The sequence below is a fragment of the Paraburkholderia sp. genome (genome assembly GCF_050742655.1).
In the GTDB taxonomy this organism is placed as follows: domain Bacteria; phylum Pseudomonadota; class Gammaproteobacteria; order Burkholderiales; family Burkholderiaceae; genus Paraburkholderia.
This window is the reverse complement of record NZ_JBOIGG010000005.1, coordinates 176053-200200: the sequence shown is the minus strand read 5'-3', so window position 1 is coordinate 200200 and position 24148 is coordinate 176053. Positions and strand designations below refer to the sequence as shown.

Genomic DNA, 24148 nt, shown 5'->3' with positions numbered 1-24148 from the left:
ATGGGACCGCGGATCGATGAAGGCAAGGAAGAAAGCGGGGAGCGCGCCGCACTCTCCGTGCAGCGCTCAGGCGGACGAGTCAGACCCGCACCGCGCGATGACCGATAAGGTAGCGCGGCGGCGGTCATGCCGGTGTACTCCGGCGCAGGATGTCAGTGACGCCATCCGCGGCCGCCCCAGCCTCGACCGCCCCATCCACGGCCGCCCCAGCCGAAGCCGAGCGAGATCGACGGACCACCCCAAACGGGGCCGCCGTACCACCCGGGATACGCCGGATAGTAGTCGGGGTAATACGCGGGATAGGCGGGTGGGACATACACCGGCGGTTGCGCGACCGCATAGGTGGGCGCGTACTGCGCGTCGGGTGTCGCGACGGGGGGCGGTGCCGCCCTCGACGATACCGAAGGCGGCGGCGGGGCCGGCGTGGCCTGCTGCGTGGCGCTGCCCGGCACCGTCGGGTAGTAGCTCGCGTAGCCGGGCGCGTAGTAGCCCCCCGGATAGTAGCCGTACGGGTAATAGCAGCCGGCGAGCGAACTGGCCAGCACCAGCAGGCCGGCTGTGCCGACGAGCCGTGATGTGGCGAAGCGGATGTTCATGACGGGTCTCCTTCAATCGGCGCGCGGCGCTTCGAGATTCTTCGAGCTTACGCCCGGTGCGCGCAGGCCGGGTTGCGAAGCGGTAACCGCATATTTCACGCCGTTGCAAAGACAGACGCGGCACATCCTTCGATGCGCCGCGCCGTTCTTTTCTTCATTCTCTCTACCGAGGTTGAGGTCGTTGCGCAGCGCTCTCCCTGATTCTGCCTGGCCCCTGTGTAGCCGTTTCCTGATCCCCGCGCTTACTTGCCGACCTGGTTACCGATGAGGCCGCCGGCCGCCGCGCCGCCAAGCGTCGACAGCGCGTTGCCGCCGAGCGCCGCGCCCGCTACGCCACCGACGCCCGCGCCGATGGCCGTATCGCGTTGACGTGTGGTCATGCCGTCGCACGCGGCCAGACCGGTGATGACCATTGCGACCGCCGCTAGCGTACTGATTCGACGAATCGTCTTCATGATGGAGCCTCCTTGAATGGTTCTGGACTGCAGGGCGCAGCACGCCCCTGTTAAGCCCATCGTAGCCGTGCCGGCGGCGTCGAGCGGTTTCCAGTTGTGTGCGCTTGTCAGGAAAATGTTGGTTTGGTAAGGGGATGTTTCCAGGCGGAACCCGGACTGCCGAAGCCGCGTAAACCCGCGGGTAACCCCGCGTTGACCCGTGGCTTACGCGTTCGCTACAGTGGCGCACTATGTTCGTTATATGAATCGTTGTTCTTATATAGAACTTTGAGCGGTGCCTTCGCACACCGTCAGAACGAAGTGGAGGAGACGTGAACCAGCGCCCAGTCGTCGACGTGCAGACGTTCATCAACGAGCATCCATTCTCGGGATTCCAGTGGCTCATCTTCGCGATGTGTTTCGCGATCGTTCTGCTCGACGGTTTCGATACCGCCGCGATCGGTTTCATCGCGCCGTCGCTGATCACCGAGTGGGGCATCGGCAAGCCCGCGCTCGCGCCGGTGCTGAGCGCCGCGCTGTTCGGCCTCGCATGCGGCGCACTGGTGTCCGGTCCGCTGTCTGACCGGCTCGGCCGGCGCGCGCTGCTGACCGGGTCGGTCGGCCTGTTCGGTGTCGCGTGCCTCGCGTCGTCCTTTGCGGGCGACCTGTCCGAACTGACCGCGCTGCGCTTCGTCACCGGCGTCGGGCTCGGCGCAGCGATGCCGAACGCGGTGACGATGATCGGCGAGTTCTGTCCGGATCGCCGCCGCGCGACGCTGATCAATCTGATGTTCTGCGGCTTTCCGCTCGGCGCCGCACTCGGCGGTTTTCTCGCCGCATGGATGATTCCGCACTGGGGCTGGCGCAGCGTGCTGCAACTGGGCGGTGCGGTGCCGCTCGCGCTGACTGTCCTGCTGCTGCTGAAGCTGCCGGAGTCGGTGCGTTATCGCGTCGCGAAGGGCCATCCGGTCGAGCGGATCCGCGCGACGCTCGCGCGCATTTCATCGGCGGCCGCGGACGCCGGATCGTTCACGATGACCGAGACGGCCGTGCACGTGGAAGGGCGCAGCGGCATGCGCGTGGTGCTGTCGCGCGAGTATGTCGTCGGTTCGGTGATGCTGTGGGTCGCGTACTTCATGGGCCTCGTGATCTTCTACGCGTCGATCAACTGGATGCCGATCCTGCTGAAAGAGGCCGGTCTGAATCCGCAGCGCGCGACGTTGATCTCCGCGCTGTTTCCGCTAGGCGGCGTCGGCGCGGTGCTGAGCGGCGTGCTGATGGATCGCTTCAACGCGAACCGGATCATCGCGGCGTGCTATGCGCTGACGGCGGTTAGCGTGTACTGCATCGGCCAGGCGCTCGGCAACGTCGGGTTGCTGGTGCTGACCGTGTTTGCGGCGGGGGTGCTGATGAACACCGCGCAGTCGTCGCTGCCGGCGCTTGCCGCGGCGTTCTATCCGACTCAAGGGCGCGGCACGGGCGTCGCGTGGATGCTGGGCATCGGCCGCTTCGGCGGGATCGCGGGATCGTTTCTCGTCGCCGAGCTGGCGCGCCGGCACGTGTCGTTCGAAGGGATCTTCGCGACGATCGCGGTCGCGGGTGTCGTGTCGTGCGTGGCGCTGCTCGTGAAGCAGGCGGTGCATCCATCAGTGGGTCGTGCGAAACCGGCCGGCGCCGAATCGCTCGGGCACTGACGGCGCCACGTGCGCAAACCCATCGGTCTGCGCACGCGGCGAAGTGGAATCTATCGGCGGCTTATTGCCGTTGATAGATATCCGCGCCTTTCTTCATGAACTCGATCGACTTCACTTCCATCCCTTTCTTCAGCGCTTCGTCGTCGGTGAGACCTTGCTGCGCCGCGAATTCGCGGACGTCCTGCGTGATCTTCATCGAGCAGAAGTGCGGTCCGCACATCGAGCAGAAGTGTGCGACCTTCGCTGAATCTTTCGGCAGCGTTTCGTCGTGGAATTCGCGCGCCTTGTCCGGATCGAGGCCGAGGTTGAACTGGTCTTCCCAGCGGAACTCGAAGCGCGCCTTGCTCAATGCGTTGTCGCGCACCTGCGCGCCCGGATGGCCCTTCGCCAGATCGGCCGCGTGCGCCGCGAGCTTGTACGTGATGATGCCGGTCTTCACGTCGTCCTTGTTCGGCAGCCCGAGGTGCTCCTTCGGCGTCACGTAGCAGAGCATCGCGGTGCCGAACCAGCCGATCATCGCGGCGCCGATGCCCGACGTGATGTGGTCGTAGCCCGGCGCGATGTCGGTGGTCAGCGGTCCCAGCGTGTAGAACGGCGCTTCGTCGCACCATTCCAGCTGCAGGTCCATGTTTTCCTTGATCAGTTGCATCGGCACGTGGCCGGGGCCTTCGATCATCGTCTGCACGTCGTGCTTCCACGCGATCTGCGTGAGCTCGCCGAGCGTCTTCAGTTCGCCGAGCTGCGCTTCGTCGTTCGCATCGTAGATCGAGCCGGGGCGCAGACCGTCGCCGAGCGAGAAGGCGACGTCATACGCCTTCATGATTTCGCAGATGTCTTCGAAGTGCTCGTACAGGAAGCTTTCCTTGTGATGCGCGAGGCACCACTTCGCCATGATCGAGCCGCCGCGCGACACGATGCCGGTCATCCGCTTCGCGGTCATCGGCACGTATTGCAGACGCACGCCCGCGTGGATCGTGAAGTAGTCGACGCCTTGTTCGGCCTGTTCGATCAGCGTGTCGCGGAAAATTTCCCACGTGAGGTCTTCGGCCTTGCCGTTGACCTTTTCCAAAGCCTGGTAAATCGGCACCGTGCCGATCGGCACCGGGCTGTTGCGGATGATCCATTCACGCGTTTCATGAATGTGCTTGCCGGTCGACAGATCCATCACCGTGTCGCCGCCCCAGCGGATCGCCCACGTCATCTTGTCGACTTCCTCGCCGATCGACGACGTCACCGCCGAGTTGCCGATGTTCGCGTTGACCTTCACGAGGAAGTTGCGGCCGATGATCATCGGTTCGCTTTCCGGGTGATTGATGTTGTTCGGAATGATCGCGCGGCCGCGGGCGACTTCTTCGCGCACGAATTCCGGCGTGATCGCGGTCAGGCCGTTCGGACCGAATGCGCTGGCGCCGAACGCCTGGCCCGGATGCTGGCGGCCCATCATCGCGGCGAGCTTTTCGCCGTTCGGGCCGCTCGTCTTGAGGCTCTCGAGATACTCGGCGCGGCGCTGGTTCTCGCGGATCGCGATGTACTCCATTTCCGGTGTGACGATGCCTTTCTTCGCGTAGTGCATCTGCGACACGTTCTTGCCGGCGATCGCGCGGCGCGGCGTGCGATGCAGGCCCTGGAAGCGCAGATCGGCGGTCGCCGTATCGGCGGCGCGCTCGCGGCTGAAATCGCTCGACAGGCCCGTCAGCGCTTCGGTGTCGCCGCGTTCCTCGATCCACGCCTGACGCAGTGCCGGCAGACCGGCGCGAATATCGATTTTCGCGTCCGGATCGGAGTAGGGGCCCGACGTGTCGTAGACGTAGACCGGCGGATTCTTTTCGCCGCCGAAGCTGTCCGGCGTATCGGCCTGCGAGATTTCGCGCATCGGTACGCGAAGGTCCGCACGCGAGCCGGTTACATAGACCTTACGCGAATTGGGCAGCGGGGCGACGGCGGCTTCGTCGACGTGAGCGTCGGCGGAAAGGAATTTCGGGTTGGCGTTCATGCATATCTCCTATGCTTGGCAATGTGGGCCGCTAAGCAGGAGACGAGGTGAAGTGAGTCGGGTTTCGCGAGAGGTGAGGCAGTGGAAAGCGGCGAAGCCCGTACGCTTCCCTGCGCTGGCATTATCCAGATCAGGTTCAAAGGGTATTTCTCACCCACGCGGCCCACCGCCCGAAGACGATGTGCGACGCAGGACCCCCGCGTTAGCAGCGCACACGATACACCGGGCGGCGGGGGCTTGGCAACCTGGGGAGGCGCGGTGGGGTGCAGTTGAGCGTCAAGGGCTCGCGACGATCTTCCGGTTCTCACGCGAGATTTCTAACGATTGGCTGACGTCGTCCCGACGATGACATATCGCACACAGACCACAAAAAATCTACGCTTCGCCTGTCATAACCGCGTTCCTGCACCGACCAACGTTCGGATTCTTTGCGGGAGTACATCATGTCCATTGTTTCGAGCCGCGGTTTCATCGCCCGGATTTTCCGTGCTGCCAACGCCGTCCGCGCGTGCGCGCTGCTTGCCGCGTTCGGCGCTGTCGTTGCGAGCGGTGCCGCGAACGCGGCGGCCGGCCAATGCATCGCGCACAGCCCGGCGCATCGCGTCGCGCTCGTCGAGCTGTACAGCAGCGAAGGTTGCGACAGCTGTCCGCCGGCGGACCATTGGTTGAGCCAGTGGAAAGAGGGCGCCGCCGCGCAGGGCATCGTGCCGCTCGCGCTGCACGTCGATTACTGGAACAGCCTCGGCTGGACAGACCGCTTCTCGCAGCACCGCTTCACCGAGCGGCAGCAGAGCCTGACCGATCTCGCGGGTGGCCACACGATCTATACGCCCGAAGTATTCGTCGCGGGTCGCGAATTGCGCAGCTGGTCGAGTACCGACAGCTTCGACGACCGGCTGCGCCGGATCGTCGGCGAGCCGGCGGCGGCCGACGTGTCGGTTGCGCTTGCGCCGCACGCCGGCGGCGCGGCGAATGCGGTCGACGTTGATGCGCAGTTTGCATCGCACATGCCGAATGCATCGGCCACGAATCCATTGAACGCGTACATCGCAGTGTATGAGAACTCGCTGGTCTCGCAGGTCCGTGCGGGCGAGAATAGCGGCGCGACGTTGCATCACGAGCGCGTCGTGCGGCAGTGGATTGGTCCGGTGCCGCTTGCCGACGGGCATGCGCAGATTCGCCGCGCACTCGCACTCGACGATCCAGGTGCCGCGGCGCCAGTGCCGGCCGGACGCTTCGGCGTCGTTGCGTTCGTCGAGAACGCCGCGACGGGCGATGTGCTGCAGGCCGCCGACCTGCCCGCGTGCCAATAGGCGTCACACGATCAGGAAGGAGCAAACCATGAACCCCTTGCCCATGCCGGCGTCGACTCAGGAATCGACACCCGCACCCGCCACACCCCGTGAGCGCCCGATCCACCCGGGCTGGGTGCGCGTCACCCATTGGCTCAACGCGCTCGCTGCGATCACGATGATGCTGTCGGGCTGGCGCATCTACGACGCGTCGCCGGTCTTCCACGGCTTCTCGTTTCCGCCTTCGATCACGCTCGGCGGCTGGCTTGGCGGTGCGCTGCAGTGGCACTTCGCCGCGATGTGGCTGCTCGTGTTCAACGGTCTTGTCTATCTGATCCTTACCCTCGCGAGCGGGCGCCTCGCGCGCAAATTCCTGCCGCTGTCGCCGCGCGCGGTGCTGCGCGATCTGGCGAGCGCGCTGCGCGGCCGGCTGTCGCACGACGATCTGAGCCACTACAACGCGGTGCAGAAGCTCGCGTATCTCGTCGTCATCGTCGATCTGATCGTGCTGGTGCTGTCGGGGCTCGCGATCTGGAAGTCGGTGCAGTTTCCGCTGCTGCGCGAACTGATGGGCGGCTACGACAACGCGCGCATCGTGCACTTCTGCGCGATGGCGTTGCTGGCAGGTTTTCTCGTCGTGCATCTCGCGCTCGTCGCTCTGGTACCGCGCTCGCTGCTGGCGATGCTGCGCGGCCGCTAACTCACAGGGATCACGGAGACCGTCATGGCAGATAAAGACCGTCCCTCTTCGAAGAAACTCGATCGCGAATCGATCCTGATCGATGCGCGTCGCGCGCTTGCGATACCGTCGCGGCGCCTCTTCGGCAAGCAACTACTGACGCTCGGCGGCCTGTCGATGCTGACCGGCTGCTCGTTGACCGACGACTCTTCGGTCGACGCATTCCTCACCGCCGTGTCGCGGCTGAACGATCGCGCGCAGGCGCTGCTGTTCGACCCGACCCAGCTCGCGCCGACCTACACCGAGGCGCAGATCAAGCGGCCGTTTCCGTTCAACGCGTACTACGGCATCAACGAGGTGCCCGAGGTCGACGGCGCGTCGTACCGGCTGCACCTGAGCGGGCTCGTCACGGGCCAGCGCCTGTGGACGCTGCCCGAGCTGTACGCGCTGCCGCACGCGGAGCAGATCACGCGACATATCTGTGTCGAGGGCTGGAGCGCGATCGGTCGCTGGGGCGGCACGCCGTTCCGCGATTTCCTGCACCGCGTCGGCGCGGACACGACCGCGAAGTACGTCGGCTTCAAATGCGCGGACGACTACTTCGAAAGCATCGACATGCCGACTGCGCTGCATCCGCAGACGCTGCTCGCGTTCGACTACGACGGCGGGCGGCTGCCCGCGAAATACGGCTACCCGATGAAGCTGCGGATGCCGACCAAGCTCGGCTACAAGAATCCGAAGCACATCGTCGAGATTTTTGTCACCAACACGTATCCCGGCGGCTATTGGGTCAATCAGGGATACAACTGGTTCGGAGGCTCCTGACGCGCGGGCCTTGCCCGTTTCACTGCTGGTCGCCGCCGGCAGCGGGCAGCCACACGCGGCAGAAGCTTCGGAAGTACCCGGCACGGCCGGTTTGATCAATCGATAAAACGGAGTTATCTCATGAAGAAGTTTGCGATCGCAGTCACCACGCTTGCCCTGGCACTCGGCGCCGGCACCGCGTTTGCCCAGGCAAGCGATGCGATGTCCAGCGACGCGATGTCGAAGGACAGTATGTCCAAGGATTCGATGTCCAAAGACTCCATGTCGAAAGACAAGATGGCGAAGCACGACAAAATGGCGAAGCACGACAAGATGAAGAAGGGCGGCGATGCGATGGGCATGAAGCACGAAGCATCCGGTGCGATGAGCAACTGAACGTCGCGGGCGCCGTTCGCGGCGCCCGCGGTACACCTCCTGATCGACCGAAACCGGAGGAACGCACCGGCGGCGCACCGGCGAATCCCGCTGGAGTGTGCGCATTCGGGCATAATGCGCCGGAATCGGTAACCGGGCGAAGCTGGCATGCTGTATGACCAATCGTGGATGGGTTACGGCATCGTCGGCGGCATGCAAGCGGGAGCGATTGCGGCAGTGATCGGATTCTTCATGCTGCTGCTGGTGCACTGGCTGACCCGCAAGCAACGCTGGAATCTTGGCCGCGAGCTCGGCGTGAGTTATCTGCTGTCCCTGCTGCCCAGTTCCAGCGGCGATTTCTGGAACCTGTTCTATTTCAACTACGCCGACCTGCAGTCGCCGGCTCTGATGCGCGCGACACTAGCCGATGTACATGATCCGGACAGTATCGGCGTACGCGTGCTATGCGAGTTCCTGGGCGCGGCGGTTGGAATACTCCTGGCCTGGCTCCTGTTGTACTGGCGTGGTCGTGCGCGTTCCGACGACGCGTGACGCCGCGTAATTTCTCGTGGGTCGTCTCGTTGATGGAGCGCAGCGGTACCCCCGCATCGAAACAACTTTTACGTTTGCCCCCGCAAGTCCCGTCCGACTCTCCTGCATAATGCTGCCGGTGTGCGCCTCGCGCCGCACAGTGTCCCGATTCTCCGCGCTTCGCGTGGCCGGGCTTATCGTCAGCCTCCCGTTTTTCCCGTTCGACCATCATGCCGTTCCGCCTTGTTCGCCCCGCTGTGTGTCGCGCGGAGTGCGTGCGTCCACGCGTTCCGAATTTTCTTCCGGGCGTTCTTCCGGGCGCGATCGCCCATGCGGCGCAGGCGGACTGAACACATGGATCTGTCGTTCTTCTCGCGCCTGCTGTCGCGTCTGCCGCTGCGCATGCCGCGCACACAGGGTGGCCGGATCGCGCTGTCGCTCGCGTTCGTTTATATCGTCTGGGGTTCGACGTATCTCGGTGTGCACGTGGCGCTGGAGTCGTTTCCGCCGCTGCTGCTGTCCGGGCTGCGCAATCTGTTCGCCGGTATCGGGCTGTTCATCTTTGCTGCGCAGCGTCGCCCGCAATGGCCGACGCTGCTCGAGATACGCAACGCGGGCCTCGTCGGCACGATGCTCGTCGCGATGTCGAGCGGGATGCTCGCGGTCGGGATGCGCACGGTCGGCACCGGCATGGCCGCGGTGATGGTCGCGACGGTACCGCTCTTCGCGACCGTGATCGCGGCGGTCGCCGGCCGGCCGATCGGGAAGGGTGAGTGGGGTGCGGTCGCGCTCGGGCTCGTCGGGATCGCGGTGCTGAATCACGGCGACACGTCCGCGGCTTCGGCGGGCGGCAGCCTCGCGATCCTCGTCGGCGCGCTGTTCTGGGCCGGCGGCGCACATCTGGCAGGCCGGCTGCGGATGCCGTCCGACCTGTTCGTGTCGACGTCGCTGCAGGTGGGACTCGGCGGTGCCGTGTCGACCATCATCGCGTGGGTGCTGGACGAGCGGATGATGGACCTGAGGTTCGGCTCGGCCGTCGCGTTCGGGTATCTCGTGCTGATCGGCACGATGGGCGCGTATGTCGCGTACGGTTATCTGATCCGGCACACGAGCCCGATCATCGCGAGCAGCTGCATGTACGTGAATCCGATCGTCGCGGTCGCGCTCGGCGCAGTGACGCTCGGCGAGCCGGTCACGCGCTGGACCGTGATCGCGACGCTGCTGATCCTGCTGAGCGTCGGCCTGTCGTTCTGGTTCGACCGGCGGCGCGCGCCGGGTTAGGCGCGCCCGATGGAGCTTACGAGCAGAACTTCGTCAGCAGACTCATCTGCGCGTTGCGCGACGATTTGCCTGGCCGGCGACGGCGGTAATGTCCGTCGCTCTGCATTAACCACGCGGACTGGTTATCGCCGAGGAATGCCGACAGACCTTCGGCGATCACGCGACGCTTGAGTCGCCGGTTGTTGATCGGGAACGCCACCTCGACACGCCGGAACAGGTTGCGGTCCATCCAGTCGGCGCTCGACAGATAAACCAGCTCCTTACCGCCGTCGTAGAAGTAATAGATCCGGTGATGCTCAAGAAACCGCCCGACGATCGAGCGCACCGTGATGTTCTCCGATAGCCCAGCCACGCCTGGCTGCAACGAGCAGACGCCGCGCACGATCAGATCGATCTTCACGCCCGCGCGCGAGGCCTCGTAGAGCTCGGCAATCACCGTCGGTTCGAGCAGCGCGTTCATCTTCGCGACGATGCGCGCCTTCTTGCCGGCGCGCGCGTTATCGGCTTCGACACGGATCGCATGGATGAGCTTCGGATGCAGCGTGAACGGCGACTGCCACAGTTCGTGCAGCGCGAGTTCGCCGCCGATACCGGTCAGCTGCTGGAACACGTGGTGCACGTCTTCGCAGATCCGCTGGTCCGACGTCATCAGACCGAAGTCCGTGTAGAGACGCGCGGTGCGCGGGTGATAGTTGCCGGTGCCGAGGTGCACGTAGCGTTTCAACGTCGACTTGCCGCCCACTGACACGCGGCGCACGATCAGCATCATCTTCGCGTGGCACTTGTGGCCGACCACGCCGTACACGACGTGCGCGCCCACCGCTTCGAGCTGCGCCGCCCAGTTGATGTTGGTTTCCTCGTCGAAGCGCGCGAGCAGTTCCACGACCACCGTCACTTCCTTGCCGTTGCGCGCGGCCTGCATCAGCGCATCCATCAGTGGCGAGTCGGTGCCGGTTCGATAGATGGTCTGCTTGATCGCGACGACGTTCGGGTCTTTCGCCGCCTGCAGCAGCAGTTCGAGCACCGGCTGGAAGCTCTCGTACGGATGATGCAGCAGCACGTCGCCCTGATCGATCACGTCGAACAGGCTCGCGCTGTTAGAGATCTGTGCGGGAATCGCGGGGATGTGCGGGACGAATTTCAGATCGGGCCGGTCGACCATCTCGGGCAGCTGCATCAATCGCACGAGATTCACCGGACCGTCGACGTAATAACAGTCCTTCTCCTGCAGCCCGCTTTCGTCGAGCAACCGGCGCGCGAGATGCGCGGGCGTTTCCGCCGACACTTCCAGCCGCACCGCGTTGCCCAGATGGCGCGCGGGCAGTTCGCCCTGCAGCGCGACGCGCAGGTTGGTGATTTCGTCTTCGTCGACGAAGAGTTCGCTGTTGCGCGTGATGCGGAACTGGTTGCAGCTACGCACGACGAGGTTCGGAAACAGCTCGCCGACGAAGCGTTGCAGCAGCGAGCTCAGCAGCACGAAGCCGTGCGGATAGCCCGACAGGTCTTGCGGCATCCGCACGAGCCGCGGCAGCGCGCGCGGCGCCTGCACGATGCCCATCAGCGCCTGCCGGCCGAATGCGTCCTTGCCTTCCAGCTCGAGAACGAAATTCAGGCTCTTGTTGAGCACACGCGGAAACGGGTGCGCTGGATCGAGGCCGATCGGTGTGAGCACTGGCAGCAGTTCGTCGATGAAATACTGACGCGCCCACAGCGTCTGCGCGTCGTTCCACGCTTCTGTGCCATGGAAGTGGATGCCCTCGTGTTCGAGCGCGGGCAGCACGGTGTCGTGCAGCATTGCGTACTGCCGGTGCACGAGCCGCTGCGCGCGCTCGACGACCAGGTCGTACACGTGCTGCAGCGACATGCCGTCGGGCGACAGTGCGCCCGGGTTGTCGCGCATCTGCTCGTGCAGGCCGGCCATACGGACTTCGAAGAATTCGTCGAGGTTGCTGCTAGTGATGCAGATGAAGCGCAGGCGTTCGAGGAGCGGCACGGCGGGGTCGGCGGCCTGGGCCAGCACCCGTTCGTTGAAACCCAGAATGCCCAGCTCGCGATTGAGAAGAGGGTAGCGGTTGGACATCGGCAGCGAGAATGGAAGGTCGGAAGAAGAGGCGAAAGGACGCTCGGAAATTCTCACAGAGGGATGAAATTTTAATGTCGTTCGGAGTGTCACAAATTTTACGCTGTATTCGTGCTTTGTCTTAAATAAGACGCAGTGCAATGTGACGATAAGGCACTCAATCCCGCGAGAATGACATCGTGAAGTCCAGTCCGCTTAGAATGGCGTCTTTAAATAGCGCCGCAACCGGTCAGATGGCGGCGCTCGCGCGTATGGAGTCCGCTCAATCGATGGTCAAATCTCCGCACCTCCTTGCCGCCGTCGATATCGGTTCGAACAGCTTCCGGCTGATTGTCGGCCGGGTCGAGGAAACCGACGCAGGCAGCCAGATCTACCAGGTGGACGCGCTGCGCGAGTCCGTGCGGCTCGCGGCCGGCCTTGGGCGGGACAAGCTGCTCGACCGCGCGTCGCAGGTGCGCGGCTGGGACGCACTGAAGCGTTTCGGCGAACGTCTGCGCGATTTTCATCCGGATCACGTGCGGGCGGTCGCCACCAATACGCTGCGGGTCGCGAAGAACGCCGGCGAATTCCTCGTCGAAGCGCAGGCGGCGCTCGGTTTCCCGATCGAAGTGATCGCCGGGCGCGAAGAGGCGCGGCTCATCTATGCGGGCGCGGCCCATTCAGTGCCGGCGAGCGCGGGCAAGCGGCTCGTGGTCGACATCGGCGGCGGCTCGACCGAATTCATCATCGGCTCGCACTACACGCCGATCAAGATGGAAAGCCTGTACATCGGCTGCGTGAGCCATAGCCGCGCATTCTTTCCGGCCGGCAACGTCGACGAATACACGATGCGCCAGGCCGAACTCGCGGCCACGCGCGAAATCCAGATCATCTCGAACGAATACCGCAAGACGGGCTGGGAGCAGGCGATCGGCTCGTCGGGCACCGCGCGCGCACTGGCCGAACTGGTCGAGGCGAACGGCTTCAACGATGCGGGCGTCACACACGGTATCTCGCGCGGCGGCCTCGAAAAGCTGCGGCGCGCGCTGATCAAGGCGGAAAACGTGAACCGGCTGAAGCTCGTCGCGCTGAAGTCGGACCGCATACCGGTGCTGGCGGGCGGCCTGTCGATCATGCTCGCGGTCTTCGACGAACTCGGCATCGACTATGTCGATACCACCGACGGCGCGCTGCGCCTCGGCGTGCTGTATGACCTGCTCGGCCGGTCGCAGCATGAGGATATGCGGACCGTGACGGTCGAAGGATTCATGCGGCGCTACGGGATCGATCGCGCGCAGGCGGCGCGGATCGGCGAGCTGGCGATCCGCTTCTACGATCAGTTCGACGAGCCCGATGCGGAGCGACGCACCGAAAACCGCATGTTTATCGGCTGGGCGGCCGCGTTGCACGAGATCGGCCTGTCGATCTCGCATAGCGCCTATCACAAGCATTCCGCGTATATCGCCAGCAATGCGGACATGCCCGGCTTCTCGCGCACCGATCAGGCGCGGCTCGCCGCGCTGGTGCTGGGCCATGCGGGCAAGCTCGGCAAACTGTCGCAGACACGCGACGTCGAATGGCCGCTGCTGTTCTGCCTGCGCCTCGCGTCGCTACTGTGCCGCCGGCGCGCGGACGTCGGGCTGCCCGGTATTCGCGTTGCGCAGGCGGCTGGCGGCTATGAAGTGCGTCTGCCCAGCGAGTGGGTCGAGAACAATCCGCTGACCGATTACAACCTGATCCAGGAGGCCGCGGAGTGGGAGAAGGTCGGTATTCCGTATCGGGTCGTGTACACGGATAAGGACGAATAGCGCTGACGTGGTTGGCGCTTAGGTTGGATTCCTGGCGTCGTATGCGGTATATGCGGTATGAAATGAATAAGCCCGGTGGGAGGTGCTCCACCGGGCTTATTTTTTGGCTTGCTGTTGTTGCGTTACGCCGTGCTTGCCCTAGCTCATCAGGGCGTCGCCGAGGAAATGGCGGGCATAGCGGGCGTTGATGTCGGACAGTCGGAACAGCGTGAGGAAGTCGGCCGTGTTGAAGTCGGGATCCCAGGCCGGCGCGCCGCAGATCTTCGCGCCGAGCCGGAGATAGCCCTTGATCAGCAGCGGCGGCGCGACATCGGCGCCGGTGCGCAGATCCTCGACGGGCAGCGGCGTGTGCGGGAACGCGCGGTATTCGGGTGCCGTCAGCGCGCTGTCGCGCAGCGAGCAGTACAGGTTGGCCGCGAAGTGGCCGCCGTCGGCCATCGCGACGCTCGCGCAGCCGAGCATCGTCTCGTAGCCGTTGTGCCGCATGTACGAACCGAGCCCTGCCCACAGCGACATGATCACCGAGCCGCTGCGGTAGTCGGGGTGCACGCACGAACGGCCGACTTCGACCATTTTCGGGCGCAGATGCGTGAGACGCGACACATCGAATTCGCTTTCCGCATACAGGCGCCCGAGGCGCGCGGCCTGATGCGGCGGCAGCACGCGGTATGTGCCGACCACTTTCAGCGTGTCGAGGTCGCGAACGAGCAGATGGTCGCAGTACGCATCGAATGCGTCGACGTCGAGGCCGGCCGGACCGCTGAGCCGGGCGCCCATTTCGTCGGCGAAAACACGGAAACGCAGGCGCTGCGCCTCCCGAAGCTCCTCGTCGCTACGCGCCCACGCCACTTGCAGACGATGCTGCGCAGTGACGGTTTCTTCGGCGCGGGGCAGACGGCGACGCGGTTCCAGTGGGAGGATCGAAGCGAGGGGCAGGGTAGGCGTCGGCAGTTCTCGCATATGGCGTTCCTTGGTGAAAAAGGGGGACTGCACTTTTTCGCCAATGTAGTAATGCCTGGTGACGCTCGCGTGGCAATGCAGTGACGATTCAATGACGTGTCGTAAGCTTGACGCGCCGCTGTCGTGTCGTTGTCGTTTCGCAGATGCGGTTTGCATGCGGATTCCGGACCGGCTCGAGGGTCGTTAGATCAGGTCCGGCGAGATCGCCACGCGCAGGACGGCCTCTTCAACGCCCAGCCGGTCGCGGCTTTCGATCCACCAGATACCCGCTTTCTTGACCGGCCAGCTCGCGCCGCTGCCGGCGAGGAGCCGTGCGGCGACGTGACCGAGCGTCGGCTGATGGCCGACCACGACGACGGTGCGCGCGATGCCGTCGGGCCAGCCGGCTGCGTCGAGCACGGCGGCGGCGCTGGCATCGGGGGCGATCTCCTGGACGACGCGGTACTGGTCGGTCAGCGATTCCGCGGTCTGCACCGTGCGCGCGGCGGGGCTCGCGAGAACCACGGCGTCGGGGTCGATGCGGGCGCGCAGCCATCGCGCGGCGGTCTGCGCCTGCTTGCGGCCGCGCGCGGTGAGCTGACGCGCGAGATCGCTGGACGCGATATCTTCGGCTTCGGCGTGACGCCAGAGGATGAGGTTCATCGGCTGTCTCCTGATTTGTGTGCGGTCGTGTGCGATTGCTTGCGCGGTTCGCCGCTTGGTGTAGGGGTGGACTGCGGACCGTTGCGCGCGTTCCGTTCATTCGCGCGCTCTGTCAGTGGATTATCGTTCGACGACTGGATTTGACGGCAGCCTGCGAAGACAGTTAGAATCGCGGATTCGTCGGAGCGTAGCGCAGCCTGGTAGCGCATCTGATTTGGGATCAGAGGGTCGTAGGTTCGAATCCTATCGCTCCGACCACGAAAGCAAGGGCTTACGGTGTTTCACCGTAAGCCCTTTTTCTTTTGGCTCTCGCCTTTCCGATCGTCGGGATTTTTGCGAACGGTCTTCGGCGAGCCGATCGCGAAAACGAAATCGGGTAACCGACGGTCATCGCGCCATGCGGCATCCCCTGTCGAGGAAGTCGGGTTTACCATGAGCCTTTCAAAATAATCCCGCTGATTTATATATTTGTAATTTAATGAAATGGTAATTGCAAGTGTATCAAAGCAACACCTAGAGTGTTCATTCGAAATGCTCCGGGTCGTCGTTGAACACTTCGAATAACTAACTATATCAAGCGGAAGTACGCTTTTCGAGGGATGACCTTTGTTGGTGCAAAGGACAATAATTACAATTTCATAACTTGGTGCATGCGCACTGTAAATAAAGTGCGAAGGTTCCCGGGCAAGCCTCTCCGTCGTTGTGCGGCGAAGCATCCGTATTTGTCGATACGCGTGCACACCGCTGCAATACGGGGCAATCCGACAACGCAGCGTCTTTACGATACGCCGACAAAATCCGTTCCATACTCGCTTTCAAATTTATAACCGGATAGAACGGGCCTGTAAAAAAGTTTATTCCGGGCAAACTTCTTTTGCTCTCATCAAAAAAAGTTTGACCTTTGATTTTTTGTCCTGCTATCGTCGCCTCCCATGACGAACACCCCACCTCTCAAGGGTGATGGATCGATCTCCGGGGGGCAGGTTGCTGGATCAGGTTATCGAAACGTGTCCGCAGCAAGTTTTATAGGTTAGTAATCCTGTCTATCAGGGTTTGTGCGTATTCAGCTGTTGTGCAGCAGTGCCTTCTATGAAGAGCGGCGATCAGCAGCGTGCAGCGCATCCGGAACAGGTGGAGCGAGACATGGCCGATATAGCACCAGGGCATAAGTTTCGCACTACAGATTATATAAAGAGTGAGAATTGTTGAGCATGTTGAGTCTGGTATGCCCGAAGAGGGCCGACGGCAGTCGACGAGACGAACGGTTCACGCTTGAGGAGCAAAGGCAGGCATGAAAGTCGAAGGGCAACTTCCTGCAGTTACGGCCCGGGTCGAACGGCCAGGGCGTCCGCGCGAGTTTGGCCGCAAGCAGCAAAGCCCCATGCGTCGCTTCGGCGGCATTGGCGCGGTTCTGCTGCTGCACATCGTGCTGATCTATGCACTTCTCAACGGCCTCGCGACCAAGGTCGTGCAGGTCATCCAGCATCCGATCGAAACGAAGATCATCGAGCCGGTCAAGCCGCCGCCTCCGCCACCGATTCCCACTGTCCAGCTGCCGCCGCCGAAGTTCGCGCCGCCGCCGCCGCCGTTCGTGCCGCCGCCCGAGGTGCCGGTGCAGGCGCCGCCGCAACAGACGATTACTCACCAGTCCGCACCGGTTGTGTCGGCACCGGCTGTACCTGCGCCAGTCGCACCGCCGACACCCGCGAAGGCGCCGAGCACGGAAGTCGGTGTGGTTTGCCCGAACTCCGATCAGGTACGCGGATCAATCCCCTACCCGAAAGAGGCGGCGGAAAACAACGCCACGGGTGATGTCCTCATTGAGTTCGTAGTCGATCCGCAGGGCCACGTGACGAATGAACACGTCGCGAAGTCCTCCGACGACTCGTCGCTGGATCGGGCTGCATTCAACGCGGTCAAGCGGTTCAATTGCGTTTCGCAGGGCCAGTCTGTCAGGGTTCAGGTTCCATTCTCGTTCACCCTGAACTGAGCGCACTGGCCATACGGTACCGGTAACGATGTATCAGTCCGGATTTACAGGTTCAACGAATGAACTGGAGCAGGTATGAAGACGCGTACTCTAGCCGCGCTGGCGGCAAGCATGTTGATCGCAGTAACCACGGTGGGCACGTTCGTCGCACCGCAGCTTGCCCATGCGCAGGCCAGCGATGCGGCGGCGACGGCCTCCGCTGTGACGGCCACGGCCACCCCGCAGGTCGCAGCACCAGCAGCCGACCAACCCGTGCCGCCGCCCGCGCCGGCTACCTCGGAGACGGTCGCTAACCCCTACGGACTGGGCGCACTGTGGAAGAACGGTGACTTCGTCGCGCGTTTCGTGCTGATCCTGCTGGTGCTCATGTCGATGGGCAGCTGGTACATCATGGTCACGAAGTTCTTCGAGCAGTTCCGTGCGAACCGTCGTGCGAAGAGCGCCGACGAACAACTGTGGACCGCCCCGTCGCTCACTGAGGGCGCGAAGCTGCTCGACGAATCGTCGCCGTTCCGCTTCATCGCCGAAACTGCGATCGAAGCCGGCGAGCATCATGACGAAGCGCTGCTCGAAGCGGTCGATCGCAACACGTGGATCGACACATCGGTCGAGCGCGCGATCACCAACGTATCGAACCGTCTGCAAGACGGGCTCGCCTTCCTCGGCACGGTCGGATCGACGGCACCGTTCGTCGGGCTGTTCGGTACCGTGTGGGGGATTTATCACGCGCTGACGGCAATCGGCATCGCCGGGCAGGCCTCGATCGACAAGGTCGCGGGGCCGGTTGGCGAGGCGCTGATCATGACCGCGATCGGTCTCGCGGTCGCGGTGCCGGCCGTGCTCGGCTACAACTTCCTGGTTCGCCGCAACAAGTCCGTGATGGAACGCGTGCGCAACTTCGGTGCGCAACTGCATACGGTTCTGCTCGCGGGCAGCAGGCGGTCGAACGGTGCCGGTGCCCGTCAGGCATCGCTGGCTCAATAAGCGGAGTCGATCATGGCGATGAGCGTGGGGCAGGACGGCGATAGCGACGAGGTCATTTCCAGCATCAACACCACGCCGCTCGTCGACGTCATGCTGGTGCTGCTGATCATCTTCCTGATCACGATTCCGGTGGTCACGCATACGGTGCCGGTGCAGTTGCCGAAGGAAACGATCCAGCCGCTGCAGACGACGCCTAAGAGCATCGTGATCGCGGTGAACCGCGACGGCGACTTCTTCTGGAACCAGAAGCTCATCGACGCGCCGACGCTGCTGACCCAGCTGAAAGCCGTCTCGGTGATGACGCCGCAACCGGAAGTGCATGTTCGCGGCGACCAGAACACGCGCTACGAGTTTATCGGCCGCGTGATCACGGCCTGCGAGCGTGCGGGTATCGAGAAGGTTTCATTTATCACGGAGCCGCCGGCACGCGGGGGCTAGCTTTGCATGGGACCCCAGTAAGCGCTAAAGCGCTAACTAGGGTCGACAGGAGATCGGTATGGGAATGAACGTATCTTCGGGCGGTGGCAGTTCCGAGCCGGAAGTGATGGTCGACATCAACACCACGCCGCTGATCGACGTGATGCTGGTGCTGCTGATCATGCTGATCATCACGATTCCGATCCAGACGCACGCGATCAAGATGAATCTGCCGATCGGCAATCCGCCGCCGCCGCTCACGCAGCCGGAAGTGGTGCAGATCGATATCGACTTCGACGGCACGACGACGTGGAACGGGGTGCTGGTGCCGGACCGCGCCGCACTCGAGGCGAAGCTCTCGCAGGTCGCGGCCGAGCCGGTGCAGGCGGAAATCCATTTGCGCCCGAACAAGCTGGTGCCGTACAAGGACGTGGCTGCGGTGATGGCATCCACGCAGCGCCTCGGTGCGACGAAGATCGGTTTGATCGGCAACGAACAGTACATGCAATAAGGAAGCAGCAATGCGAGCGATTCATCAACGGTTCAGGCAGGCGGCGATTGCAGCGGTGTTCGGCGGGCTGTCCACGCTTGCCGTGCTGTCCGCGCCGTCGTTTGCGGCGGACACGTTGCGCCCCGATGTCGCGAAGCCGCTGAACGCCGCGCAGGATCTCTATCGCGCGCACAAGTACAGGGATGCGCTGGGGAAGATCGATCAGGCGGCGGCGGTGCCAGGCAAGACGCCGTATGAAAACTACATGATCGAGGAAATGCGCGGCGCCGCGGCCGCTGCAGCGGGCGACAACGGTACCGCTGCGCAGGCCTACGAAACGCTGCTGAACTCGGGTCAGCTGAAGGGCGCGGACGAGCAGCGCACGACCGCCGCGCTCGCGGGCATCTACTTCCAGCAGAAGAATTACGCGCAGGCCGTCAAGATCGCGCAACGCTACCAGAAGGAAGGCGGCACCGATCCCGACATGCGGACACTGCTGGTGCAGTCGTATTACCTGTCGAACGATTGCGCGAACGTGGTGAGCGCGCTCAAACCGGGTATCGATGCCACGGCGCGTGCCGGTCATGCGCCGGAAGAATCGCAGCTGCAGTTGCTCGCGACCTGCGCGCAGCGCGTGAAAGACGATACGGTGTATCGCGGTTCGCTCGAAAAACTGGTCGCCTGGTACCCGAAGCAGTCGTACTGGGACGATCTGTTTCAGGCGATCCGCAGCAAGCCGCACTATTCGTCGGCGCTCGACATCGATACTTACCGGCTGCGTCGCGCGACCGGATCGCTTAACACCGCCGACGACTACATGGAGATGACCCAGCTTGCGATCGTCGCGGGGACCACCGCCGAAGGCAAGCAGGTCATCGATCAGGGTTTCTCGAGCGGCGTGCTCGGTCACGACGCGCAGGCGGATCGCGAGAAGCGTCTGCAGGCGCTGGCAACGAAACGCGCGCAGGCACCGGCCGATGCCGCGAACCCCGTGGCGCCCGTCGACGCCGGTTTCAACCAGGTATTCGCGGGACAGGGCAAACAGGGTATCGCCGCGATGGAGGCCGCGATCGCGAAGGGCGGTCTCGATCATCCGGACCAGGCGCAATTGCATCTGGGTGTCGCGTATTACATCGCGGGGCAGAAGGCGCGCGCGGTGCAGGTGTTCAAAACGGTCAAGGGCGAGGATGGATCGGCCGATCTCGCGCGCCTGTGGATCCTGGTTGCATCGAAGTAGCGGTGGAGGTGGCGGCCGGAATGCGGTAGTCCGGTTCGGTGCGTGACGCGCTCACGCTCGGGCTGGTCGAAAAAGGAGGGGTCTTATTTTTCCCGTCGGTCTTCGTGGAGGAGGGTGCAAAGCGACTCTTTCAATGTGGCGTCGGACCTGGAGTTCGATCGATGGACTTCGCGATGTCAGGAAAACCTTGAATACGGGACACCGATTTTCGATGACTTCTTCGCTCGCCGACAAGGCACAGATCGCGCCGGATTTAGGCGAAAAGATTCGTGTACTTCGCAAGAGGCTGAAGTGCACGCTGGATGAAACCGCGAGTGTGGCGGGTATTTCGAAGTCGTTTTTGTCGCAGATAGAGCGTGGGCACGCGACGCCGTCGGTTGCTTCGCTGATGGGCATTGCGAAGGCGCTAGGCGTCAGTGTGCAGTACTTCATCGATACGCCGACCGAGGCCAGGTCGGTGCATCGCGGCAAGGAACTGAAGCTGTTCGGTTTTGCGGACACCGCGAATCTGTTCGGGCGATTGACGAACCGGTCGGTGGGCAGCCAGCTGGAAGCGATGCTGGTCCGGATGCCGGTCGGAGAAGCATCGTCGGTCGTGGCGACGCGTGCGGACGAGGAATTCCTGTACGTGATGAGCGGCCGGATCTCGCTGACGCTGGAGCGCACCACGTTCGTGCTGGAAACGGGCGACACCGCCCACTTCGCCTCGACGGTGCCTCATGAATGGTCGAATACCGCTGCGGAAGAAGCGGTGCTCGTCTGGGTAGGGACGCCGGCGCTGTTCTAGTGAGCCGATGTGGTGCAAGAGATGGCGTAGTCCATGCACATATATAAGCATTCCTTACCAATTTAAGTGCAATGAAGCAGAAGTGGTGCAGCAGTAAAGCAGGTGAAAACAAGACCGTTAGTTAAATGAAATAAGTTAGTCATCCGATTTTAATAAGAAGAGAGTCCCCGTCGATCCAGTGGACGCCTTACGTGCGCGAGCAGCGGGTGTGCGGGGAGTGTGAGCGGAGCGCGGCACGCAAGTGCCGTCGATCGGGCGGAGAGGTCCACAAGACCGCTCCTCACTTACAGGCGTGACCTTACTGACAAGAGAAAGGGGAATCATGAAACAGCGAACATTGGCGTTAGCCATCAAAAGAATAATCTGGGCTGAACTGGCGTTGTCGGCCGCGGTGGCGGCGTCGGCGTTTGCGCAGAGCCAGCCGGCCGATACTACCGGCAACACCGCGACCGCTCCGGCGGCCGCTGCTGCGGCACCCGCATCCGGGGCCGTTGCAACCCCGGCACCGGCGGCGGCTGCAACCGCAGCACCGGAAACAGGCACTAGTACCGCTGCCGGCGGCAAGGTCCAGCAACTGAAGCGGTTCGAAGTCACCGGTTCGCTGATTCGTCAATCTGACAAGGTCGGCTTCAACCAGGTTCAGACGGTTACGCAGAAAGACATTCAGAACAGCGGCGCCACGACCGTTGCCGATTTTCTGCGCGATACCTCGGCCAACTCGGCCAGTAGCTGGAGCGAAGGCCAATCGGGCAACTTTGCCGCGGGCGCTGCAGGTATCGCGCTGCGCGGTCTCAGCGAAAAATACACGCTGGTGCTCGTGGATGGACAACGCGTTACACCGTTCGCATTTTTCTCGAACAGCGTCGACTCGTTCTTCGATCTGAACACGCTGCCACTGAACTCCATCGATCGCATCGAAATCGTGAAGACCGGCGCCGTGTCGCAATACGGCTCGGACGCTATTGCGGGCGTGGTCAACATCATCACGAAGCACGACTTTCAGGGGCTGCAGCTCGACGGCAGCTACGGCAGCGCGATCAACGGCGGCGGCGGTGCCGGCACCACCAAGTTCGGCGTGCTGGGTGGTTTCGGCGATCTGAACTCCGATCGTTTCAACGTGACGGCCGCGGCAAGCTACTACAAGTCCAACGGCTTCACGCTCGCGGACCGCGACTCGACGCGCAATCAGGATTTCACGAATCAGCCGGGCGGCTTCTCGTTGCTCTCGCCGTCCTACTGGAATCTGGGCGACAGCGTGCAGGCGCTGAGCAATTGCGCGTACGGCGGATCGGTGCACCCCGCCACCACCAACTCGCTGACCGCGGGAACGCCGGGCACGGTGTGTGCCCGCAACACCGCGGAAAGCACGTCGATCGCGCCGATGACCGAGCGTCTCAACGCGAAGATTCACGCTGACTTCAAGATCAACGATACGACGACGGCGTTCGGTGACTTCCTGATCAGCAGCAACAAGACCACCACGAATAACGGCATATGGGGCGACGTAATCGGCAATCCGCAGAATCCGACGCTCGTCATGAACCCGCAGACGAAGCTGCTGACGCCGTTCAACATCAACGTGCCGGCAAGCAATCCGTACAACCCGTTCGGAGTTGCCACGCCGCTTACGTATTCGTTCCCGAACGGGATAGCGGAAACGACCTATTCCACCTACTGGCGCGCGTCGACCGGCGTGAAGGGGTCGTTCAGTCTGCCGAACGGCGACTGGGATTGGGCGACGTCGGTCAGTCACTCGCAAAGCACGGTTTCGAACACCTACTCGAACCAGATCAACGCGAACGCACTGAACAATATTTACCAGAACGGTACGTTTGATTTCGCGAATCCGGCAGCGACGCCCAATGGGTTGAACGGCCTGTACCAGGACGCGAACAACCTGGCGATCTCGAAGCTCGACACCGTCGATGCGACGCTGTCCACGCCGACGCTGTTCCATCTGCCGTCCGGCGATGTCGGCTTCGGCCTGGGTGCGCAGTTCACGCACCAGAGCGAAGTGATGAACCCGGGTTACGCGTTCGAATCGGGTCAGGTTATCAACCCGAATCTGCAGACGGTGAACGGCCAGCGCAACGTAGCGGCCGTGTATTACCAGGTGGACATTCCGATCATCCACAACCTGACCTTCAGCCAGTCGGGCCGTTACGATCACTACAGCGATGTGGGCGGTGCGTTCTCGCCGCGTTTCGCGTTGCGCTATCAGCCGGTTCAGGCGTTGACGGTGTACACCTCGTACGATCGCGGCTTCCGTGCGCCGACGTTCGTCGAGAACAGCAAGTCGCAAACGCTGGGCATTCAGGTCGATCAGGCCACGGGCCAGAACTACACGTCGATTACAGAGGGTAATCCGAACCTGGCGCCGGAACGCACGCGTAACTTCAACGTTGGCTTCCAGCTGTCGCCGACCCGCACCACCGACGTCGGCTTCGACTGGTACAAGATTCGCGTCGATAACGTGATTGGCCAGGGCGCGCCGTCGCAGACGGTCCTCGATGCAAACGGCAACCTGCTCTACAAGGTCATTCCGTACGCGAACCTCGGCTACCTCGACACGAACGGCTTCGAAGGTACGTTCCGCCAGGCGCTGCCGACGAGGACGGCTGGTACGTTCACGTTGTCGGGCGACTGGGCCTACGTGAACAGCTTCAAGCTCGGTAGCCCGGGCCAGGCGCCGATCAACGGTGCGGGTAACAACTACACCCTGACGCAGCCGTTCGGCGGCAGCTTCCCGCGCTGGAAGGGCAACACCACGCTGGACTGGTCGTACCACAAGTTCGACGCGGCGCTGACGTGGCAGTTCACCGGTCCATACGCGCAGAATCTGTTGTCCCAGCCGAACAAGGTCGGGTCGTACAGCCAGTTCAACCTGATGGTGACGTACACGGGCTTCAAACACTGGACGATCTACGGCGGCATCGACAACATCTTCAATCGCACGCCGCCGTACGATCCGATCTTCGCGAACGGCACGCTCGACCAGAACGGCTATGACCAGTCGCTCTATACGTACATCGGTCGTTTTGCACAGATCGGTGCCACGTACAAGTTCTGATGTGCAGTAAAGCAGTTTAGGGTTG

21 protein-coding genes, 1 tRNA gene and 1 riboswitch are annotated in these 24148 nt (G+C 63.0%); of the genes, 16 read left to right on the top strand and 6 right to left on the bottom strand.

Annotated features, from left to right (window positions below; genetic code table 11):
• Positions 1–152: 152 nt before the first annotated feature.
• Both ACREXZ_RS09795 and ACREXZ_RS09790 read right to left on the bottom strand, forming a co-directional pair.
• Positions 153–596 carry a hypothetical protein gene (locus tag ACREXZ_RS09795; RefSeq protein ID WP_431763853.1) on the bottom strand — a complete coding sequence of 148 codons (444 nt, stop codon included), beginning with the start codon at positions 594–596 and terminating at the stop codon, positions 153–155.
• A 242-nt stretch (positions 597–838) separates the two neighbouring features.
• A complete protein-coding gene (locus ACREXZ_RS09790) occupies positions 839–1051 on the bottom strand; it encodes a glycine zipper 2TM domain-containing protein (RefSeq protein ID WP_431763852.1) in 213 nt (70 codons plus the stop codon).
• Positions 1052–1362: 311 nt separating this feature from the next.
• On the opposite strand from ACREXZ_RS09790, the gene ACREXZ_RS09785 reads away from it, so the two are divergent.
• Positions 1363–2724 (top strand): MFS transporter, encoded by a 1362-nt coding sequence (locus ACREXZ_RS09785; RefSeq protein WP_431763851.1) that lies wholly within the window; start codon positions 1363–1365, stop codon positions 2722–2724.
• A 61-nt stretch (positions 2725–2785) separates the two neighbouring features.
• Here the strand turns inward: ACREXZ_RS09785 and thiC are convergent, their stop codons facing one another.
• A complete protein-coding gene (thiC, locus tag ACREXZ_RS09780; RefSeq protein WP_431763850.1) occupies positions 2786–4717 on the bottom strand; it encodes a phosphomethylpyrimidine synthase ThiC in 1932 nt (643 codons plus the stop codon).
• Between the two features lie 90 nt (positions 4718–4807).
• Positions 4808–4925: riboswitch (TPP riboswitch) on the bottom strand.
• A gap of 235 nt (positions 4926–5160) precedes the next feature.
• Between thiC and ACREXZ_RS09775 the strand changes: the two genes are divergently transcribed.
• From ACREXZ_RS09775 to ACREXZ_RS09750, 6 genes are all read left to right on the top strand, one after another.
• Entirely contained in the window at positions 5161–6030 is an 870-nt protein-coding gene (locus ACREXZ_RS09775; protein ID WP_431763849.1) for a DUF1223 domain-containing protein, read from the top strand.
• Between the two features lie 43 nt (positions 6031–6073).
• Positions 6074–6709 (top strand): cytochrome b/b6 domain-containing protein, encoded by a 636-nt coding sequence (locus ACREXZ_RS09770; protein ID WP_431763968.1) that lies wholly within the window; start codon positions 6074–6076, stop codon positions 6707–6709.
• A 24-nt stretch (positions 6710–6733) separates the two neighbouring features.
• Positions 6734–7513, top strand: a complete 780-nt coding sequence (locus tag ACREXZ_RS09765) for a molybdopterin-dependent oxidoreductase (RefSeq protein WP_431763848.1) — start codon at positions 6734–6736, stop codon at positions 7511–7513.
• Positions 7514–7633: 120 nt separating this feature from the next.
• Entirely contained in the window at positions 7634–7888 is a 255-nt protein-coding gene (locus tag ACREXZ_RS09760) for a pentapeptide MXKDX repeat protein (protein WP_431763847.1), read from the top strand.
• Between the two features lie 147 nt (positions 7889–8035).
• Positions 8036–8419, top strand: a complete 384-nt coding sequence (locus ACREXZ_RS09755; protein WP_431763846.1) for a hypothetical protein — start codon at positions 8036–8038, stop codon at positions 8417–8419.
• A gap of 333 nt (positions 8420–8752) precedes the next feature.
• Positions 8753–9679: an EamA family transporter gene (locus ACREXZ_RS09750; RefSeq protein WP_431763845.1), complete on the top strand. Its 927-nt coding sequence runs from the start codon at positions 8753–8755 to the stop codon at positions 9677–9679.
• 16 nt (positions 9680–9695) lie between these two features.
• On the opposite strand, the gene ppk1 is transcribed toward ACREXZ_RS09750, so the two are convergent.
• Positions 9696–11759: a polyphosphate kinase 1 gene (gene ppk1, locus ACREXZ_RS09745; protein WP_431763844.1), complete on the bottom strand. Its 2064-nt coding sequence runs from the start codon at positions 11757–11759 to the stop codon at positions 9696–9698.
• A 200-nt stretch (positions 11760–11959) separates the two neighbouring features.
• Between ppk1 and ppx the strand changes: the two genes are divergently transcribed.
• The gene (gene ppx / locus ACREXZ_RS09740) at positions 11960–13546 is read left to right on the top strand and encodes an exopolyphosphatase (protein ID WP_431763843.1); all 1587 of its coding nucleotides are present in this window, start codon (positions 11960–11962) and stop codon (positions 13544–13546) included.
• Positions 13547–13684: 138 nt separating this feature from the next.
• Here ppx and ACREXZ_RS09735 read toward each other — a convergent pair whose 3' ends face one another.
• Positions 13685–14506, bottom strand: a complete 822-nt coding sequence (locus tag ACREXZ_RS09735; protein WP_431763842.1) for a GNAT family N-acetyltransferase — start codon at positions 14504–14506, stop codon at positions 13685–13687.
• Positions 14507–14689: 183 nt separating this feature from the next.
• Entirely contained in the window at positions 14690–15148 is a 459-nt protein-coding gene (locus ACREXZ_RS09730) for a SixA phosphatase family protein (RefSeq protein WP_431763841.1), read from the bottom strand.
• A 181-nt stretch (positions 15149–15329) separates the two neighbouring features.
• Between ACREXZ_RS09730 and ACREXZ_RS09725 the strand changes: the two genes are divergently transcribed.
• From ACREXZ_RS09725 to ACREXZ_RS09690, 8 genes are all read left to right on the top strand, one after another.
• Positions 15330–15406: transfer RNA gene (locus tag ACREXZ_RS09725), tRNA-Pro, on the top strand.
• 1033 nt (positions 15407–16439) lie between these two features.
• A complete protein-coding gene (locus tag ACREXZ_RS09720) occupies positions 16440–17138 on the top strand; it encodes an energy transducer TonB (RefSeq protein WP_431763840.1) in 699 nt (232 codons plus the stop codon).
• Between the two features lie 75 nt (positions 17139–17213).
• A complete protein-coding gene (locus ACREXZ_RS09715) occupies positions 17214–18122 on the top strand; it encodes a MotA/TolQ/ExbB proton channel family protein (RefSeq protein ID WP_431763839.1) in 909 nt (302 codons plus the stop codon).
• A gap of 12 nt (positions 18123–18134) precedes the next feature.
• Positions 18135–18560: an ExbD/TolR family protein gene (locus ACREXZ_RS09710; RefSeq protein WP_431763838.1), complete on the top strand. Its 426-nt coding sequence runs from the start codon at positions 18135–18137 to the stop codon at positions 18558–18560.
• 58 nt (positions 18561–18618) lie between these two features.
• Positions 18619–19050: an ExbD/TolR family protein gene (locus ACREXZ_RS09705; protein WP_431763837.1), complete on the top strand. Its 432-nt coding sequence runs from the start codon at positions 18619–18621 to the stop codon at positions 19048–19050.
• Positions 19051–19060: 10 nt separating this feature from the next.
• Entirely contained in the window at positions 19061–20266 is a 1206-nt protein-coding gene (locus ACREXZ_RS09700; protein ID WP_431763836.1) for a tetratricopeptide repeat protein, read from the top strand.
• Positions 20267–20477: 211 nt separating this feature from the next.
• Entirely contained in the window at positions 20478–21053 is a 576-nt protein-coding gene (locus tag ACREXZ_RS09695; protein WP_431763835.1) for a helix-turn-helix domain-containing protein, read from the top strand.
• Positions 21054–21375: 322 nt separating this feature from the next.
• A complete protein-coding gene (locus tag ACREXZ_RS09690) occupies positions 21376–24123 on the top strand; it encodes a TonB-dependent receptor (protein ID WP_431763834.1) in 2748 nt (915 codons plus the stop codon).
• The last annotated feature ends 25 nt before the right edge of the window (positions 24124–24148 follow it).

Excerpts from the sequence above, each read along its gene's own strand:
- ACREXZ_RS09795 (WP_431763853.1), bottom strand. The coding sequence starts at position 596 with ATGAACATCCGCTTCGCCACATCACGGCTCGTCGGCACAGCCGGCCTG.
- ACREXZ_RS09790 (WP_431763852.1), bottom strand. The coding sequence starts at position 1,051 with ATGAAGACGATTCGTCGAATCAGTACGCTAGCGGCGGTCGCAATGGTC.
- thiC (WP_431763850.1), bottom strand. The coding sequence starts at position 4,717 with ATGAACGCCAACCCGAAATTCCTTTCCGCCGACGCTCACGTCGACGAA.
- ACREXZ_RS09775 (WP_431763849.1), top strand. The coding sequence starts at position 5,161 with ATGTCCATTGTTTCGAGCCGCGGTTTCATCGCCCGGATTTTCCGTGCT.
- ACREXZ_RS09770 (WP_431763968.1), top strand. The coding sequence starts at position 6,074 with ATGCCGGCGTCGACTCAGGAATCGACACCCGCACCCGCCACACCCCGT.
- ACREXZ_RS09765 (WP_431763848.1), top strand. The coding sequence starts at position 6,734 with ATGGCAGATAAAGACCGTCCCTCTTCGAAGAAACTCGATCGCGAATCG.
- ACREXZ_RS09760 (WP_431763847.1), top strand. The coding sequence starts at position 7,634 with ATGAAGAAGTTTGCGATCGCAGTCACCACGCTTGCCCTGGCACTCGGC.
- ACREXZ_RS09755 (WP_431763846.1), top strand. The coding sequence starts at position 8,036 with ATGCTGTATGACCAATCGTGGATGGGTTACGGCATCGTCGGCGGCATG.
- ACREXZ_RS09750 (WP_431763845.1), top strand. The coding sequence starts at position 8,753 with ATGGATCTGTCGTTCTTCTCGCGCCTGCTGTCGCGTCTGCCGCTGCGC.
- ppk1 (WP_431763844.1), bottom strand. The coding sequence starts at position 11,759 with ATGTCCAACCGCTACCCTCTTCTCAATCGCGAGCTGGGCATTCTGGGT.
- ppx (WP_431763843.1), top strand. The coding sequence starts at position 11,960 with ATGGCGTCTTTAAATAGCGCCGCAACCGGTCAGATGGCGGCGCTCGCG.
- ACREXZ_RS09735 (WP_431763842.1), bottom strand. The coding sequence starts at position 14,506 with ATGCGAGAACTGCCGACGCCTACCCTGCCCCTCGCTTCGATCCTCCCA.
- ACREXZ_RS09730 (WP_431763841.1), bottom strand. The coding sequence starts at position 15,148 with ATGAACCTCATCCTCTGGCGTCACGCCGAAGCCGAAGATATCGCGTCC.
- ACREXZ_RS09720 (WP_431763840.1), top strand. The coding sequence starts at position 16,440 with ATGAAAGTCGAAGGGCAACTTCCTGCAGTTACGGCCCGGGTCGAACGG.
- ACREXZ_RS09715 (WP_431763839.1), top strand. The coding sequence starts at position 17,214 with ATGAAGACGCGTACTCTAGCCGCGCTGGCGGCAAGCATGTTGATCGCA.
- ACREXZ_RS09710 (WP_431763838.1), top strand. The coding sequence starts at position 18,135 with ATGGCGATGAGCGTGGGGCAGGACGGCGATAGCGACGAGGTCATTTCC.
- ACREXZ_RS09705 (WP_431763837.1), top strand. The coding sequence starts at position 18,619 with ATGGGAATGAACGTATCTTCGGGCGGTGGCAGTTCCGAGCCGGAAGTG.
- ACREXZ_RS09700 (WP_431763836.1), top strand. The coding sequence starts at position 19,061 with ATGCGAGCGATTCATCAACGGTTCAGGCAGGCGGCGATTGCAGCGGTG.
- ACREXZ_RS09695 (WP_431763835.1), top strand. The coding sequence starts at position 20,478 with ATGACTTCTTCGCTCGCCGACAAGGCACAGATCGCGCCGGATTTAGGC.
- ACREXZ_RS09690 (WP_431763834.1), top strand. The coding sequence starts at position 21,376 with ATGAAACAGCGAACATTGGCGTTAGCCATCAAAAGAATAATCTGGGCT.